Source organism: Shewanella sp. 10N.286.52.E4 (assembly GCF_041468785.1).
Taxonomy (GTDB): Bacteria; Pseudomonadota; Gammaproteobacteria; order Enterobacterales; family Shewanellaceae; genus Shewanella; species Shewanella electrodiphila.
Window position 1 is genome coordinate 1 of sequence record NZ_JBFRJJ010000031.1, and the last position, 16,896, is coordinate 16,896.

Below are 16,896 nucleotides of genomic sequence, written 5' to 3' on the forward strand. Positions count from 1 at the left end.
CATCAAGGACAACTTCATGTCGATGGTGCCCTCACCGTAACCGATGTCGATTCAGGACAAAACCAATTCCAGGCCACTGTGCAACAAGGTCAATTTGGTTCGCTTTCTTTGAACGAACTCGGTCATTGGACCTATACAGCTGATAATTCTCAACCAGCGATTCAAGGCCTTAAAACAGGCGAGTCACTCACCGATACTTTATTAGTTCATTCTGTTGATGGCACAGAGCAAAAAATCTCTGTCACCATTAACGGTACCGACGATAAGGCTGTAATTACTGGAATTTCAACAGGTGACGTTGATGAAGGCCATGGCAGCTTTGGTGATATGTCACCAGATTACGCACAACCTGGCATGGCGAAACTGGGACAATCTGCATTAACAGCTGATGGCAAGTTGAATATTGTTGATCCAGATACTGGTGAATCTCAGTTTGACCCTAAAGGCGGGGCTTGGAATAACTCTTATCACGGACAATATGGACATTTATTGTTAAACAGTGATGGAACTTGGCACTACGACGTGACGGTTGGCAGCGTAGATTGGGTCGGCAATAGAAAAACAACTATCGGTTCAACTATAGATAAACTCGGAGAAGGACAAACATTAACTGATACAATAACTATCCAATCAAAAGATGGTACTGTCCACGACATTGTTATTACCATTCATGGCGATAACGATAGACCTTATATCAGTTCTGAAGTGACACTTGCCACAAGTACAGAAGATACAGCGCTTACTTTCACCAAAGCCGATTTACTTACCAATACTGTCGATGTGGATGCTAATGACGCTGGTAAGCTTTCTATTGCTAATCTGTTAGTCGATCACGGCTCTGTTGTCGATAACAAAGACGGCACCTACACTTTTACCCCTACCAAAGACTACAACGGCAAAGTTCATTTTAGCTATGACGTGCAAGACGCGCACGGTGGTGTTACCCATACGGGCGCTTCCAGCACACTCACTGCCACCCCTGACGGCGCCATCATTTCAGAGGTGACAACTGAGCACGCCATTGAAGATGGACCACATAGCAGACACAATGCTGGTGTAACAACAGAACTCGCCAATGGGCAACTACAAGTTATCGATCCAGATAGCGGAGAGGATAAATTCCAATACAGCCAGTTTGGTGAAACCGCGATACACGACCCGTTTGGCGGCATGCTTCGAATAGACAGTGCCGGTAATTGGGGCTACAGCGTTGACAACGCAGCTTTGCAGCACCTTGCTCAAGGACAAACGGAAACCGTTGTCTACCGTGTTAATAGTTATGATGGAACTGCGTACGAGTTGCATATTGACGTTGTAGGTACCAATGATGCACCAACCGTTAGCCAAGTTGCGCTCAGTAATGGCACGGAAGATACCCATTACCAAATGCAAGCTAGTCAGTTTGGCTTTACCGATATCGACACTGGCGATACGCTACATTCCATAGCAATCACAGATCTACCACCAGCAACACAAGGTAAGTTCTTACTCAATGGGCACGATATCACCTCAGGTCAGAGTATTGCTACTGCCGATATCGCTAAACTTCAGTTCGTTCCTGCACAAGATTTTAATGGCGATATTCAGTTTAAATATACTGTTAACGATGGGCATACCGACTCTACAGAGGCTACAAATACTCTTCACTTTGATGCTGTTGCTGATGCTGCAGTAATCACTGGAACTACAACTGGCGATGTCGATGAAGGGCATGGCACCTATCATGATCGGTCACCAAACTATGCACAACCTGGGATGGCTAAATTAACTAATGACCCTTTATACACTGATGGCAAGTTAGAGATTATTGACCCAGACACTGGCGAATCACAATTTGACACAAAAGGCGTGGGCTACTCATACCACGGAACCTATGGTCAATTAATATTGAATACAGATGGTAATTGGCATTATAAGGTGACCGTCGGTAGCAACCAAAAAAACGTAGCGACACAGATCGATCAATTAGGTGAAGGGCAGAAATTAACGGATACAATTACCGTTTATTCTAAAGATGGTACAGCTCAAAACATCGTCATTACCATCCACGGTGATAACGACAGGCCTTATTGTTCTTCAGAAGTACAGCTTAATGCAGGTACTGAAGATACGAGACAAACGATTACAACGGCACAACTGCTACAAAATTCGGTAGATGTCGATAAAAATGATTCTGGATTGCTTACGGTAGCAAACCTTCATCTAGATCATGGCTCTATTTTAGATAACAAAGACGGCACTTATACGTTCACGCCAGAAAAAGACTACAACGGCCAAGTACACTTTAGTTATGACGTTAAAGATGCCCATGGCGGTGTCACTCATACTGGCGCAACAACATCACTCAGTGCAGTGCGTGATGCGGCCATTATTACAGAAGTAACCAGCGAAAATATCACAGAAGATGGTGCAAACGGCAGTCATAATCAAGGTATTACAACAGAATTAGCCAATGGTAGGCTGCAAGTTGTTGACCCAGACAGCGGTGAAAACTCTTTTCAGTACAGTCAATTTGGTGAAACACGCATCCATGATCCCTTCAATGGCCATTTACGCATTGATAGCGCTGGTAACTGGGGATATAGCGTTGACAATGCTAATTTACAGCACCTTGCTGAAGGTCAAACCGAAGTTGTGACCTATCGTGTTCACAGTAAAGATGGCACACCTTTCGACCTCAATATTAACGTTGTCGGCACTAATGATGCGCCTGTTGCAAATATTGTGACCTTGTCTAATGGCACTGAGGATACCCACTACCAAATGCAAGCCAGTCAGTTTGGTTTTGCTGATGTTGATAACAAAGATACATTACATTCAGTTTCTATCACCGACTTACCCGACCCATCACAGGGTAAATTTCTGCTGGATGGCCAAGACATTAGCCCCAATCAGATAATTACCGCAGGCGATATCAGCAAACTGCAGTTTGTGCCAACACATAACTTTAATGGGGATGTAGACTTCTCTTATACCGTTAACGACGGCCATGTAGATTCAACCAAAGCAACTAACACACTGCATATTGCCCCAGCCAATGATGCTGCCACCATTGATGGACAGACACAATCAAACACTAGCGCTTCAATTACTGAAGATTCAGCCACCAGCACAATATCGGGCCAATTAACGTTAGTAGATCCCGATACTGGTGAAGACAAATTTGCAGTCAATACTCAATTTAGTGGTCAATATGGTCAGCTCGCAGTTGATGAAGATGGCAGCTGGCATTACGCGCTCAATAACACCTCCCCCCTAGTGAATATGTTGAACGCTGGGCAGCAATTAACTGACACGATAACGGTTACCTCGCCCGATGGCACAGCCAGTAAGACTATTGCGATTGCCATCCACGGCCATAGCGACACCCCGACCCTGCAACTGCAAGAGGCAGGCGCAACCCAAGGGTTAGATCTTTACGCAGGTATTCAAGGTAACGGCATTAGCCAACTGCAATACTCAACAGATGGCATCAACTTCAGTAGCCAGCTCCCTGCGGGGTTTAGTTTAGGCAGCGATGGCCATACGTTAGAAGTGGATCCTGCCAACAGCAGTTATGATCACTTAGCCAACGGCATACAACACAAAATCTGGGTTAACTACCAACTACAAGAAGGCTCGGGAAGTAACGTGCATCAATCCAGCCAACAGGCGCAAGTCGTCATAACTGGCACCAGTGACGCCCCTGTGATTCACAGCTTTAATGCAAATTCAGAGCAATATAGCGGGCCAGTAACTGGGAACTTACTGCAAGGCGCTAGCGATATTGATGATGGCGCTCAGCTAATTTTGCAAGATCTGCAATTTAAAGATCCCAACACCCAGCATTACATCACTGTTCATGCTGGGCAGGACGTGTCGATTACTGGGGTTGGTACAATCCACATAGCAACCAATGGCGACTATCGCTTTAGTGCCGATGCCAGCTTTACTGGCAATGTGCCAGAGTTTATTTACCGAGTGGTTGATACTCATGGCGACTATAAAGATAACAGCCAAAATACGCTAAATATCCATATAAACGCCAATCATCAACCCACTGTGCAAACCATTAGCGCCAGTACAGCGGAAGACACGGATTATAACTTTAGCGCTGCAAGTTTTGGTTACCAAGACAGTGACAATGATGCCTTAGCTAATCTTACTATTACTCAGCTGCCCGATCCCAGCGCAGGGAGCTTGATGCTTAATGGTCAAACTATTACACAGGGGCAAATCATTAACGCCAATGATATTGATCATCTGCGGTTTAGGCCTGCCGCCAACTTTAACGGTGACGCTCACTTCAGCTATGTCGCTAATGATGGCCATCAAGATTCTGCCGCCCATACCGCTGTACTCGCCGTAACCGCTGTGAATGATTTGCCAGTGTTAACCATTAACCAGACCAGTCACACACAAGGGAACTTAGTCGCAACCGATGTTGATACTGGCGATACCCATACATTTTCAGCGCCAATTCTGACTGGCAGCTTTGGCAGTTTATCTGTTGACCCTGACAGCGGCGCTTATATCTATACCCAGAATAATTCTGTGGCGCATATGAGCTATAACCCCGCCACAGCAACCTATAGCGGTGTCGATGTATTTGAAGTTAAGGTCAATGACAGTCACGGTGGCGTGGCAAGTCAATTTATCAGTTTTAATGCCCAAGCAACCCTAAGCAGCACCGCAGGCACAATAGTGATAACAAGCAGTGTTCCAGCTCAACCGCTAGTCACTGACACCTTGCCAAACAGTCAGATTGCTACAAGCCCAATAACCAACCATGTCAGTATCGATTTAAGTGCCAACAGTGATTCTGGCAGCGCCAATAGCGACAACTTAACCCATGACACCACACCCATCATAACGGGTCACACAGATATTCCCTTTTCTAGGGTCACAATTTACGACGGTAATAACCCTGTTGCTCATGCACTGTCTGATGCCAGTGGTGACTATAGTGCAACCTTAACAAGCTTAACTGAAGGGCTTCATAACCTATCAGCCAAGGCGCTAGCGCCATCATCCATAATGCCTGCTGTATCATCGGTGCTCGATGTTGAGATTGATACCCAAGCCAACGCCACTATCCAGCTTGATCCCATCACTAGCGACAATATTATTAACGCCCAAGAAAGCGCTACCGATATCGGCATAACAGGTCAAGTCAGTGGCGATGTGCATCAAGGTGATAGCGTAAGTTTAGTCGTCGGACAACATAGCTATAGCGCCTCGGTTGATGGCAGCGGCCACTTTAGCGTTAACATTGCAGGTTCTGAATTAGCATCAAATTCCTCGATAACAGCGAGCGTGGTAACCACCGACAGCGCAGGTAACTCAGCTAGTGCTTCACAAGTGATGCACTATAGCAGCGATACACACGTAGGCATGCCAACCATTACCTTTGAAAACCCAGGCAGTGACAAGGCCTACAGCAAAGCCGAAATAGCTCAAGGTCATGCAGGTACCGTGACCGCAACGGTGCATGCTGCAGCTGATGCCCAAGTAGGCGAGCACCTGAGTATTAATGGCGTTGACCATGTACTCGATGCCAACAGTTTAGCCCATGGTATCAACCTTGAAGTTGCACCCAGTAGTATTGTCAGAGCGATCATGACCGATGAGCACGGTAACGTTAACTCTGCCCTCAATATTGCTGCAAGCGCGAAGCCTGAACCTATCGTCGTCACCGCCCCGCCTGGTAGCCACCATATTGGTGCCTCTTTGGGAGTACCGACCTTAATACCTACCCAAACACCTGTTCCTACAGCTCAACAAGGCTGGAAAATTTTAGTCAATGGCCACTATCAGACTAGCTATACCAGCCAATGGGGCACCCTGACCATAAACCCCAAAACAGGTCAGTTAAACTATCAAGAACACGCAAATACTCATACTGGTCCTCATGGCAGCGCTCAGAATGTTGGCGTGCATGAGGATAAGTTTGAGGTCGCCCTTCAAGGGTCACACCATGATGATGTCATCATGCATGTTCAAGTGAGTATATTAAGCCACGGCCCAGGACATAGTGGTAAACTCACTTTAAGCTCTGAAGTTCTTGATATGACGGTGACGCCAACCATTACTCATTCCGCACCACCGCCACCTCCTACAGCAGCCGATGCTAATGATGCTCCCCAAAATGACGCCATTGCTGACATCAGTGTAGATTTACACGATATATTGGTTGATGATGCCGCGGTTCACACTGGGCAAGACACACAATCATCAGATGATGCAACAGTTCAAGCTCAAACAGAAGCTGAGACGGAATCGACGTCACAACCATTATCACCAACGCCAGTGACTGCAGCTGCAGTAAGTACCCCGATTGATCACTATTTAAATATGGTAGGTATTTCACAGGCGGACATAGCACCGACAAATACAGCGGGTATCGACCCTCTCGATTTGCCAGGTGTTCCTGAAATGGCCATTGAGAATGTAGATGCAGATATGCTGGATGTGAGTCAAGGTGATGCTTTTGAAAACCCACTAGATGATGAGCACCATCAGCAACATAAGGATGAGTTATTAACTGATTTAAATGACCAACCAGATCAGAGTGATATTATTCAGGCTAATGACGATGATTTGCTGCATCAAGCATTAAATGACATGCACAATCAGGTCTAAAAAACTTAAGTCATAATAACTCTGTAATAGACTGAAAAGGCGCAGCATGATCCATCATGCTGCGCCTCTAAAACATCGTTTTTTGTAGCTATAATTACAACACTTTAGTGTAACTAATCACGCCGTAACCATGCCAATCATCGACATCTGACTCATATTCTTTACTGTAAAAATTAAAGCTCCAACTGACAGACCAAGTCGGAAAAGCCCAAATAACACCAAGACTGGCTTGTGCTTGCTGATTCTCAATATTCAACGGAGAATCATAAGGTAAGTCACCTTCAATGGTTAAGTCATTGAAACGATAACCCGCCTGCATTCGAAAATATGCCTGCCAACTGCCATAACGATTAGCATATGAAGCATAATCTCCCATATGCCCTGCCTGACTAGACAATTGTCCGAAGGTTTCAGCTAAATCATCACCCCATCGTAAGGTTAAACCAACACTGGATTGCGAGCGAAAATTACCTGCCATCGTGTGGTTAAATACGCTGATATCCCACTCACTATTATCAAATGCTTGCCAGCGATTTAGCAAGGCGTCAACTTCATATGCAAATTGAAACGTCACTTGGTTTTCAATTTGATAATCCCACCCCTTTGGCGTGGTAGAACCTGTAATTTTATGGACAATGGTTTGCAGTTCATCAGCAAAAGAAGCTGGCCCCATCACGCCAATGCTTAACCAGTTTTTTTGCGCCAATGAAGAGCTGAATTGCCCTGTAAATGATTCTAGCTCTAATAACCCTGCATAAGGTCGCTCATTTGGCTGGGGATAGTCATAGGCTATTTCAGTTGGTGTCCACATGCGATGATAAAACTGCCCTCCCCATTGAGACTGACTCGACTCCTGAGGAAAAGCGATGACTGATTGCCATTTGAAAAGCGCCGGAGCTTGGGAAAAGTCTGTAGCTGGCGTTGCAAGCCAGCCAACAACGACACCATTAGAGTAGTCACCGTCAGCACCAATGATCACATCGTTATCAAAATTAAAATACAACTGATCAGCAAAGGATTTAGAAGGTGCAGACACCAGTAGAGCAACAGTGAGAATAGATATTGGAACAGAGAAAGCATTTAAGTATTTCTGACTCAAGATAGCCCCCTAGTACTTGCTACTTTCGTTATCATTTCATGTATCTCAAATATTCAAGATGACATCCAGTTTAACGATTCAATAGTGCGGCACAAATAACTATTTATCATTCGCTTTAAACAGGTCATATATCCACTTAAGCATTACTTAAACATTACTCAAGCCAAACATTCCAAGGACTTTCTAGCACTTAATGAGACAACAGCAACTTCAATGCATCGAAAGTCTTAAAATGTATCCAACCTATAAAAAGTCCGTCATAAAAATCGGAACAGACGACAAGCTCAGCTAAAGCCATTACGAGTTATGATAGGTTGTAAAAAACGTTTTTGAATCTAGCGGTTTAGAGAAAAAATACCCTTGAATTAAGTCCACCCCTTGTAGGGATAAATAACTGACTTGAGACTCAGTTTCAACTCCTTCAGCAATGACACTTAAGCCTGATTTTTTAGCAAAAGAGATAATTGCATCAAGCGTTTTCTCATTAAAGTTATCTTTAACGCCAATAGTATCAATGAAGGCTTTATCAATTTTTAAAGTACTGATTCCGAGGTTTTGCACGTAACTAAAACCACCGTAGCCCATGCCCGCATCATCAAGCTTTAAGTCCACATTAATAGCATAAAACTTATCTAACATTTTGCGCGCTTTCACTAAGTCAGTAATAGGTTGTCGCTCGGTAATTTCTAGTGAAATTCTGTGCTTTCCAAGCTTTCCGGATTCTTTTAGTGCCTTAATATATTGATAAAGTTTGTCATTTTCCAAATGCTCAGGAACAATATTAATACTGATAAACAATGGACTAACTTGCTGGCCTGTTATCTCCATCTCATCAACCATCACATTCAGCATCGAATAAGTCATATCAACAATTAAGCCTGCTGACTCAGCAAAAGGAATAAATTGATTAGGTGGGATTAACTCTCCGTTAGATTGACGCCAACGCATTAATACCTCAACCCCTACGATTTCATTCGTTTGAGAGTTAATCACAGGCTGATAAAACGGAATAAACTCTTTGTTCTTGATACCCTTTTTTATATTCGCCCGGGTTGAGCTTTGCGATTGTTTGCGATACCAAAATGCGACAGTAAACGCGAACGCAATTAAAAAGCTAATCAGCGCACGATATTCCCAGTTTAGCGATTGATATTGCTTAAGGTATTCTTCGTTTCCAGTCAGGCTAAATTTAGCAATGTAGTATTCATTTTGCTGAACCACCTCTTCTATAATAACGTGCTCGCCTTCGAACTCTTCAAAACCAAACTCCATCACAGGTACTGCAGCTAAGTTATCTTGAAAACCATCAATGGTAATGGTGTACTCTAAGCAATCTTCACAATCTACCGGTATAAAGTATCTAGGGTTCATAGGGACGATACTGGCCACATATTGCTTATCACCTCTATCGTGGGCTAAAAACAATTCATGTATATCTGAGTGAGATTGGTTTATGACTGCAAGTTTTAGATCCGGTCCAATATTATGCCTTACCAACTTTTCCACACGACGTGGTATGGCTTGCGAGCGGCAAATAACTTCTAACTCATCCATCACCCCAACCCAACGAATAAAGGTCGAGTTAAACACTGACATAGTGAGTAATTTTTGATTACTTTCAGAGCAGATATAGCTGTCATCGAGTTGCGGTAAAGCTTTAAGCTCTTGAGCGGTATCCTCAATGTACATGGTTAATTTTTCAGATAAGATATGGGCGTCACGCTTGATCATAGTGTCAGCAATTTGATAATCTAACGCTTTTAACCCCATGTTTAAAATAAAAAAACTAACAATGAATACCACATAGCACTGTACTCTTTCCATTTGCTATTTCGTCCCTTTGTATACTGAAAACTATCAGTAAAAAAACACTACAAGCTTTCTATTCAAACTCAGCATCGTAGCCTTCACAACTCACAGCCATCGTTTGCTGACTAAACGGATCCACAAACATAAGTGATTTTGCCACCAGCTTTAATGGCTTATCAAAATTATCAGCAGCTTTCGGTTGCAGCTGTGGATAATTAGTATCATTTTCTAACGGCATCCCTAAAGACATCATATGTACTCTAAGTTGATGCATTTTCCCTGTTATGGGACTGAGCTCGAACAAGCCTCGAGTGCCTTTTACTGCGATCAAACTAATTTCTGAATGCGTATTCGCTTCACCGTCAGTTATTTTCATTAAAAAACTTGGCGTTGAACGCACCATACGGTTTTTAACCGACCACTTAATAGGTAACGATAAACCGTCTTGCTGATGAAGAGCAAGTAACTCTGGAGTCAGCTGTGCAATTGCTTGATATTGCTTATTTATCTTACCATCAGTAAATAATGAATGATAAGCATGTCGAGACTCAGGGTTAACTGTCATTAACATAACCCCTGCCGTTGGTCTGTCTAACCTATGTGCTGGTGAAATGGTGTCTATACCTGAAGCAATTCGTAAACGATGAATCAGACACTCGTTAACAAAATTCCCACTGGGTGTAACAGGCAGAAAATGCGGTTTAAACACTAATATACAATGTTCGTCCTGATGGAGTATTTTATGCTGAAACGGAATTTTAGTTTCTGCCTCAACTTCACGGTAGTAATAGACCCGTGTCGCGCCTCGATATTGAGTGTGTTGATCAATCAGCTCACCATCTGCCCAGTGCACTTTGCCGTCAGCTACACGTTTTAACCAAACAGATTCTGGAATTTGTTGAAAGTGTGACACTAAAAACTCTAACACCGTTAAAGGTGCTGTTTTGGACTGTGGTAACACAATATAGGAAGGTTGAGCTGCTCTAGCAGCAAGTTTTACAGACATGTAAATATACTTTTAGCGACACTTTTAAACAGTATAACCAACAATGTCAGAGCAACTAAACAAAATCAACAAAAGCAAGAGACCAATATTAAACATCCACATGAGACTTTAATAATTGTAGAACAAAATCCATGGTTTTATGGCAGTTGGGTTGTTCAACCAATAGCAATTTGTCTTTGTTATACATAGGCAAAACTTCTAACCATCGCTGGCTAACCCAAGTTGCATCCTCAAGGTGAACTTGATTGTATAAATCGAGCAAGTCTGGGTTAACTTCGTAAAACTGCTCAAGTGCTGCGCTGATAATCTCGAACTCTTCCCCAATCGGTTCATTTTGCCAGTTTTGGCAAGGTAAAGTGCGAGCAATCCAGCTTTGATCTCTGAGTTGAGCACCCGAAAGAATTTTAACCCTTTGGCGGCCTTCGACGACAATACTTAACGAATCATCTTCCAATTGATTAAAGTCGATAATCTCGCACTCAGTTGCCGTGTCGTAACAAGGAGGGAAACAGCTACTTTTCGTCGCAGCTAATGCTAATCGATAATGCCCTTTCAGCACATTAGCAACCATTAACAATTGATTTGGTGTAACCATTCTCATCTCTTGTCGACCACCAGGAAGCAAAACTGCTTCTTGGATGAGTAACGCCATTTCTATCGTTTGCATAGCAACCTCCAGACCACAGCGTTTCTTGGTTATTCCATTTATTAGGGGTGTATACCCAGTAAGAATGCTGTAGAAAAAGTAGCCCACCGCTACCTAGGACCAATAAAAATCAACAAGTTGTCACTTAGATGACTTTAATAAGTTTAGCAGCCAAGTTTGAGTTTTCCAGCTTGGTAACGCTATTACAACTTTATGATTAGCACTGTAAACTTCATTTTGTCATCACATAGCAACAACCCAAACAAACAACAAAGTTGATTAATAATTAGACAGGGTAAAATACGGAATAGTTTCAGTAAATGATCATAATTTTACTAAAGTAACTCTGAAGATAACTTTTAAGGTGCTTAAGGGAGTGGCATATAAGCCAGAAGATTAAAGGGGTAAACACCAATCAGCATATATGAAATTAGCACCAATAATGGCTTATTAATGGCACCATAAGTAAGCTGTAATGTTGAATGAGGAATTACGCTATCTAATGGGCTTTCTTATCGGCCTTCTTAGCGACTTAGCGACTTAGCGACTTAGCGACTTAGCAATAAACGATGCCAATTACAGATGCCAATTACAGATGCCAATTACAGATGCTCAATGTGGTCCATTATCGATTGCTTCTCCACAATATCAGCAAATAACTCACCTAACACTTCGCTTCGCTTTAAAGACTCACGCCAATAAGCAATACGGCTATCGCTATCGAGCTGCTTAAAGTCTTCTCGATCTGGGATCTTTTGATATGGCAATGACTTCAAAAACTCTGCAGTAGGAGTCAGTATTAAGGCATTATGATAATGCTTTTTGGCTCGGCGCCATTTTAATGATTTATCAAACCAACCCGGACTCATATGAGGATAAAAGTGCGGATATAAACTTAAGCCTTCAGGTGAATGTGTTGGCATATCAAAATGGTAATCAGTGATACCACCATCATAGTAAGCGCCATCACTTATGCCATTTATGCGTGTAACAGGTGCTAATACTAATGGAATAGATCCCGTTGCCAGCAGAACTTGATTAATATTATTACGGGTTAGTTGAGCATGTTCGGTGGGTAAGTCAGTTAGGTGTGAAAAAGGGGATTTTACTTGTTGATGACTAAACACCACTCGTTCAAAGTGCCAGGCTAAACTTCGACGACTCACCGCATTACTTAATGCAGTAGCAGCAAGCCCTAACGCCAACTTTCCTTTAGAGCGACTGGCATTAAAATGCTTTGCCTTACACACCACAAAATGACTTTGAATCATACGGTTATTCACAATATCCATCGCGCCGTGCTCACCCAAAATACCATTAATAATACCTTCAACCTGTTCAGTCACTTCTTGTCGATTAGGGACATGATCGTATCGCTGACCAATATAAAAATCCTCAAGCCGAGAATATGCTGCTAAGGGATCTTTTTGAGCTAAGCAAGCTAAGCGCCATGCGCCCGATGACGCGCCCATGGTATATAGCGGTGTTTTTCTTTCAGCAAAAAACTCACCAAACAAATATTTGTCCAGACCAGCTACCCCTATCCATTTAGGGCCGCCCGATGCTGCAAATAACTGGCTAAACATTGATGCCGACAAGCCATTTTTTTCAATCTGTTGATAAGCTGTTTTACCAGCAAGTAATCGTAATGCTGTCACTGCGCTTCCTGTATTTAAATCTTTTCATGACAATACAAACTGAATCTAATCTCTGCGACACTAAAAACATCCGCAAAAACGATCAGTTACCCCCCAACAATCGACGGGTCTAAAATTCATCTTAACTAAGTTTGTCATAGGGTTAAACCACCTTAGGGTTGAATCTCTTCATAGCCTATAGCGAATCGACATATCTTCATGGCGTTGAATTAGCGAATAAGTAATAATATTGCATCATCAATAAATCAGAGAGCCACTATGGTCGTCGATAGCCTTTCAAACCATGCGCTATACCATTCACTCAGCCCAAGACTCGCCAAGGCGCTGACTCATTTATCTGAAACGGATTTTTCAAACGTTGAAGTGGGTACTTACCCTCTTGAAGGCAAAGATATATTTGTTATCGTCAATGACTATCATACCAAACCGAAACAAACTGAACCTTTTGAAGTCCACCAGCGTTATATTGATGTGCAATATGTTGTCAGTGGTGAAGAAGAATTTGGTTATTTGCCCCTTGCCAACCAAACACCACTGGCGCCTTATCATCAAGAACATGATTTTACTGAGTTTGATTATGAATCTAATCAAGATACAGCGGCATTTATTCCATTAAAAGCGGGCATGTTTGCCTTGTTTTTCCCAGACGATATGCATATGCCAGGGACCTCAGATATTGCAACCGCTGTCAGAAAAGTCGTCATCAAAGTAAAGATTTAATCTTGCTTAAATGCTTAATCACAGCTGCAATAATTTCAGGCCACAAAATGTGGCCTTTATTTTTTTAAACTTAATCACGATGTTTTTAAATAAGTTTACATTCAAAATGCTTAACTAGGCTTTTACTTCTGTATCACACACCTCCCCTTTTCATGCCCGTTTCAAAGCTATTCGCACGTCCATTACCCTAAGCCCTCTAACAGCCCTCAGCTTAGCTCAATCTAAAGTTAAACCTGATTAAAATGTGATCTTGATCAATATTTACAACCTGCTAATATAACCTCAAGAAATTAGTTATAACTAAAAGCTATATAAACTAATCAACGGAATTGAGTCGCACCCTATGAAAAATACATCACCACTGAGCCAAATATATTTAGACGCCAATGCCACAACACCTGTATTGCCCCAAGCGGCAGCAGCGGCTGTAAACAGTATGAAAGTGTTATTTGGCAACCCAAGCAGTAGCCATATTACAGGGCTTAAAGCTAAAGATTTAATGGAGCAAACTCGCGCTAACGCCAGAAAAGTCATCGGCGCAGACACAGGTAATGTGATATTCACAAGCGGAGCGACTGAAGGGATCCAAACGGCGATTATCTCAGCCCTTGTTGAAGCGAAAAAATCCCTTGATTCAGATAAACAATATAGTTTGTTATATGGCGCCACAGAGCATAAAGCAGTGCCCGAATCATTAAAGCACTGGAATCAAATCTTAGGCATCAATGCTGACATTAAAGCGATTCCTGTTGATGGGATGGGAAATTTAGACAAGCAATTTATTGAACACGAAGCCCCAAGCGCATTAATGATTTGTACTATGGCGGTAAATAATGAAACTGGCGTTTATCAGGACTTGCTCGCACTTGAACAAGTCATTCGTCATGCTAACAAACATATTTTTTGGATGGTTGATTGTGTGCAGGCGCTAGGGAAAACCCCATTAAACCTAGCGGAAACCACCATTGATTATGCCCCTTTTAGTGGCCATAAATTGTATGCACCGAAAGGCATTGGCTTTGTATATATACGTCAGTCAGCACCATTTACCCCTATCATTGCTGGTGGCGGCCAAGAAAGCGGTTTGCGTTCAGGCACAGAAAACCTACCTGGTATGGCAGCTATTAACGTCATTTTTGAAATGTTACTCAATGAGCAAGATAGTGTATTTGCTAACCTCGATACCCTAAGAGGGTATCAAACACAATTAGTGAACACGTTAAATACCGCTTTTCCTGAAGTGGTATATAACCATAGCGTTGAAAACAGCGTGCCAACTACAATTAACTTTGCAATTTCAGGGTTTAGCAGTAAAGAAATCATGGATTTATTTGATGCGGCTAACATTCGTGTTAGCTCAGGCTCCGCTTGCTCATCAAAAGTCACTCGCAGTTTTGTACTCGATGCCATGGGATTACCTGCCTGGCAAAGTGAATCAGCAATTCGATTGTCATTTGGTCCTGCAATTACCCAGACAGAAGTTGATCAAGCCTGTCAACGCATCACCTCTGCAGCCAAAGCATTAACCCATAGCTGTATGATTTTAGACAATGGTGAAATTGATGAAAAGCAGCCGCTCAACGGTTTAGTGCAGCTAAGATTTGGCTCCAATTGCACTTGGGTATACGCCGACCAACAAAGCAAGCAAGCCTTTATTATTGATCCACTGCCAGAGCTAAACGATCGCTTAGATACCTTATTGCAATGCCAGCAGTTGGAACTGGTGGCTGTAATCGACACCCACGGCCACGCCGACCATCAATCAGGCCGAACTTTCTTAGCCGATAAGCACCTACCTACTCAGCAAACTGATGCATTAGGTTGGCCACAAGCTTGTTTGCAGCATTCGCAACTTCAATACATTGAAATAGGTCATCAATGGCTAGTTAAAGTCGCTACACCTGGCCACACCGATGACAGTATGACGCTATTACTGTGCAGTCCATTCAAGGATAAAAACGACATTAAACAACAGTGTCAATTCGCCTTTTGCGGCGACACCGTTTTAATGGGCAGCTTAGGTCGAACAAACTTTGATTCAAGTAGTGCAACTGACATGTTCTCAAGCCTTAAGCTGATACATAGCTTGATTGGTAGTGATACGCTTATATGTGCTAGCCATGATTATAATAATGAGTTTACAACTCATCTCAGCGCAGAATGTCAACGTAACCCACTTTTAAGAAATACCCTTAATGGACAGCTCGACGTATACGAGTTTGAAAAGTTAAAAGCTGATTTAGACAGCCATCTTTGCGATCAAACTGGCAGCGAAATTATGTGCGGAGCATTAACTGACAGCCAGTTAGCAGGCCAAGCTATTGTTGAATATAACCATCAGAGTTTGAACTATGCCTTAGCCAATGATGAAGTCACATTAATTGATATCAGAGAACCTCACGAGTACGCACTGCAACACACTGAAGATTCCTGTGAAAACGTTCCGCTCACTCGCTTAGTGCAGTTTATTCAACAACAACAAGAGCAAAAGCATCGTAAGTGGGTATTAGTCTGTCGCAGTGGCAGTCGCTCATTTGTAGCAGCTCAAGCTATGCATCGTTTAGGATTTGATAATGTTGCTCATCTTAAAGGCGGATACGCATTAAGTAGTTAGTTGGTGTAAGGGTTAACAGTAATGGCATTCATCAAACCAATGAATGCCATTAAACCAGTCACTGGCGTAACCACATTCAATATGGTGTGTTTTCGTAAAGCCCTACCAAGCTTGTGTCCCAATGCTTGTTTGCAGCTATAGTCAGGTATTGATTTCTAGATTTGAATCAAATCTTAATCAAAGTCTAAATCAACGCCGTGGCGCTTCGCCCATTCTTTTGTAAAGAGCAGACTAAAAGGGAGTGAACTGCGACTCCCTCTATACTCTTTATTAAAGAATTAGGCCCCCGCAGCTCCGGCGAAATTTAAACAGCAAAATTTCCAACGGAGAATCATCCAGCTTTAAACTTCATTTTGAGTCCGCTTCGGCAAGCTACAAAAATCACTAACGCTTACGATGGGGCGTCCCTTCCCCTCGAAAGCTAGCCAGACATCCATGTCTGGACTCACGCGATTTTCTTACTTGCCTCAATTCAAATTGAACATTCAAAGAAGATCAATAGCACCTAAAAACCTATGTATTCAATTTATCGCACAGACTAAATAAACGAACCTGCGGGCACAATGATCTCCGTTGGAAGTGTCCGAATGCGTTGAGCTAATTTACGTGATGGAGGCAGGACGCCGACATAGCCTCAGATTGAGCCAAGGATGGCGAATCTGAGGCGTTAGAAAATTCGCTCATTTAGCGTGAGGAACAACACTTCGCCGGAGCGGCAAGGGA

8 protein-coding genes are annotated in these 16,896 nt (G+C 42.7%); 3 read left to right on the forward strand and 5 right to left on the reverse strand.

The annotated features are described in order from the left end of the window. The coding region (locus AB4153_RS17025; protein ID WP_371998210.1) for a VCBS domain-containing protein at positions 1-6,621 on the forward strand (6,621 nt) is incomplete at its 5' end. Positions 6,622-6,715: 94 nt separating this feature from the next. Here AB4153_RS17025 and AB4153_RS17030 read toward each other — a convergent pair. The 5 genes from AB4153_RS17030 to AB4153_RS17050 form a co-directional block, all read right to left on the reverse strand. After that, positions 6,716-7,720, reverse strand: coding sequence for a lipid A deacylase LpxR family protein (locus tag AB4153_RS17030; protein WP_371998211.1), 1,005 nt, complete (start codon positions 7,718-7,720; stop codon positions 6,716-6,718). A gap of 297 nt (positions 7,721-8,017) precedes the next feature. Further along, on the reverse strand, positions 8,018-9,544 hold the full coding sequence (locus tag AB4153_RS17035) for an EAL domain-containing protein (RefSeq protein WP_303513951.1): 1,527 nt from the start codon (positions 9,542-9,544) through the stop codon (positions 8,018-8,020). Between the two features lie 58 nt (positions 9,545-9,602). Further along, complete coding sequence (locus AB4153_RS17040; protein ID WP_371998212.1) at positions 9,603-10,535, reverse strand: pseudouridine synthase; 933 nt, start codon at positions 10,533-10,535, stop codon at positions 9,603-9,605. 88 nt (positions 10,536-10,623) lie between these two features. Then, entirely contained in the window at positions 10,624-11,202 is a 579-nt protein-coding gene (locus AB4153_RS17045) for an LON peptidase substrate-binding domain-containing protein (protein WP_229371235.1), read from the reverse strand. A 581-nt stretch (positions 11,203-11,783) separates the two neighbouring features. Next, complete coding sequence (locus AB4153_RS17050) at positions 11,784-12,839, reverse strand: alpha/beta hydrolase (protein ID WP_371998213.1); 1,056 nt, start codon at positions 12,837-12,839, stop codon at positions 11,784-11,786. Positions 12,840-13,097: 258 nt separating this feature from the next. Here AB4153_RS17050 and AB4153_RS17055 point away from each other — a divergent pair, with 258 nt between their 5' ends. Together AB4153_RS17055 and AB4153_RS17060 are read left to right on the forward strand one after the other, a co-directional pair. Then, positions 13,098-13,559, forward strand: coding sequence for a YhcH/YjgK/YiaL family protein (locus AB4153_RS17055; RefSeq protein WP_102528490.1), 462 nt, complete (start codon positions 13,098-13,100; stop codon positions 13,557-13,559). Positions 13,560-13,902: 343 nt separating this feature from the next. Continuing rightward, a complete protein-coding gene (locus tag AB4153_RS17060) occupies positions 13,903-16,173 on the forward strand; it encodes an aminotransferase class V-fold PLP-dependent enzyme (protein WP_371998214.1) in 2,271 nt (756 codons plus the stop codon). Positions 16,174-16,896: the final 723 nt, after the last annotated feature.